2 protein-coding genes are annotated in these 2,342 nt (G+C 40.7%); one reads left to right on the top strand and one right to left on the bottom strand.

The window, feature by feature from the left end:
* Positions 1 to 8 precede the first annotated feature (8 nt).
* Entirely contained in the window at positions 9 to 284 is a 276-nt protein-coding gene (locus V7K76_RS27325) for an HU family DNA-binding protein (protein ID WP_190964942.1), read from the bottom strand.
* Positions 285 to 831: 547 nt separating this feature from the next.
* Between V7K76_RS27325 and V7K76_RS27320 the strand changes: the two genes are divergently transcribed.
* On the top strand, positions 832 to 2,342 hold a 1,511-nt coding region (locus V7K76_RS27320; protein ID WP_335030256.1), incomplete at its 3' end, for a deoxyribodipyrimidine photo-lyase.

The raw sequence follows: 2,342 nt of genomic DNA, 5'->3' as shown, positions 1-2,342 counted from the left end.
CAATTCATCTATGGCGCTACTTTTTCTTTAAACTGTTTCCCAGCAGAAAACGCAGGCACTTTGGTTGCTGGAATTGTCATTGGCTCATTGGTTTTAGGATTACGCCCCTCGCGCTCTGAGCGATCACGTCGCTCGAATGACCCAAACCCAACGAGCGTTACCTTTTCACCATTGGCTACAGCCTCAGTAACGACTGACAAAAAAGCACTGATGACTTCATCGGCTTGCTTTTTTGTGATGTTGGTCTTTGCTGCTACAGCATCTACTAATTCACCTTTGTTCATAAATCACCCTGAAGTCTTGTTTTGAAAAGGAAATTTACTTTACCATTACTACCTTTTGTGAGGATAGGGGGAAAATGACTAACAATCAAGCAGCATACGAAAATTTACAATGCACGGTTACTCCTGTGGCGACTTGAAATTAAGGGGTAAAGCCAGTTGAGTTTCAGGAGAGCATTTACTGTAATCAAGCAGTCAATCTACAGTTTGCGCTTTTCTCATGCGATTTTTGCGGCTTTGCACAAGGTTTATTAGCAAAGTAAGCAATAGCAATCTAATAGGTTACATCAGCAGCTCTCTCTATATTTCTCAGTGCGATGAATTGAGCTATTGGCTGCGGGATTGGGGTAAATTACGATGCGCTCTAGGGTGTTGAAAGCGTTCGCGCTCTTACTACATTTAATTCCACCGTTGCTGGCTGTTGTTGCTCCTTGACAGCACCCAGTTCCTCAATAAGTGAGGATAAATTACATCTAGCTATGGACACTCAACTTCGACAGCAAAAGAAATTATTGGTACAAATGTATTGTAGGCTATGGTAGATTAAACAATGCACCTTCTATGGTTCCGTCGAGATTTACGATTAACTGATAACGAAATTGTCACAATAGCAACTGCTGACGGTGCAGAAGTTTTGCCATTCTTTATCATTGACCCTTGGTTTTATACCTGGGCTGATGTGGGAAAGAAGAGAGTTCGGTTCTTATTTGAGTCGTTGGAAAACCTCAATTTTAATCTTCAAAAGTTAGGTAGTCGGCTGTACTTATTTGAAGGTAATTCTACAGACATTGTGCCAGAGTTGACTAAGCAGTTAACTGATCTTAGGTATAAACCCAAACTTTTCTTTAACCGTGATGTGCAGGTAAAGTATGGTATCAGCCGCGATAAAACTATAGTTGATTTTTACAAACGGCTGAATCTCGACTACCACATTGGGCTGAACAACTTTCTGCAATCACAAGATAAACGTGATGAGTGGTTTAGCGAATACTATAACTATCAAAGACAACCCCAACATCCAACACCTCAAACTATCAACACGCCCCAAGTGACTCTCAATTTACCACAACTAACATTTAAAGAACTTAAACATAAGTATCACAGTTTTTGGGCAGGAGAGAAAATTTATTTTTCAGGAGGTGAAACCGAAGCACAAGCCAAGCTAGACTCATTTTTACAGAAGAGATATTACGGTTATCACTGGAAGCTTTCTCGTCCAATGTTATCACAGCTTGGGGCAACATCTCACTTGTCACCACACCTGACTTTCGGGACTATTTCAACCCGTACTGTCTATCAAAGTACTAAAATCAGAGCAGAAAAATTAAAAACTCAACCCAAGGCAGAATTCTCCCTCAAAGCATTTCGAGACCGTTTACGCTGGCATGATAGTTTCACTCAAAGACTCTATTTTTACCCAGAAATTGCTTACACTAACCGTTACCCGGAATTTGATAGTTTGTATACACCATCAGAATTATCACCTGCAAAACAAGAATTATTCCAGGCATGGCTTGAAGGAATGACAGGTTTCCCTTTGGTAGACGCAAGTATGCGGCAACTTCAAACGATGGGCTGGATGAACTTTCGGATGAGGGCAATGTGTGCCACGTTTTTAACTATCAACTGTGGTATTTCCTGGCATCACGGTGCTAGACATTATATGAACTATTTAGTAGATGGAGATTTAGCAATTAATAATTGGCAATGGCAGATGCAGGCTGGTGCAACGAATCCACTTAGCGATACTTTCCGCATCTATAATCCGTCAAAGAATATTGCCGAAAAAGACCCTCAAGGAGACTTTATTTCCCACTGGATACCGGAACTACGGGACTACAGTTTAACAGAAATTGAACAGGGGAAATACATTGACAATAGTAACTATCCTAAAGCGATTCTAGATTGGTCAAAGACGCGTAAAGTTAATGGCAAAGTTGTTTCTGACTTACGAAAGCAAACCAAACAGCGATTATTAAGCCAAGGTGGAGATGAATACGATAGTGCAATCGCTGCTAAAGAAACAGTTGAGAAATACTGGCAGCATAAAGACAGAGAGTA

The sequence above is a fragment of the Nostoc sp. genome (genome assembly GCF_036917975.1).
GTDB lineage: Bacteria > Cyanobacteriota > Cyanobacteriia > Cyanobacteriales > Nostocaceae > Nostoc.
This window is presented reverse-complemented; position numbering and strand designations above follow the sequence as displayed.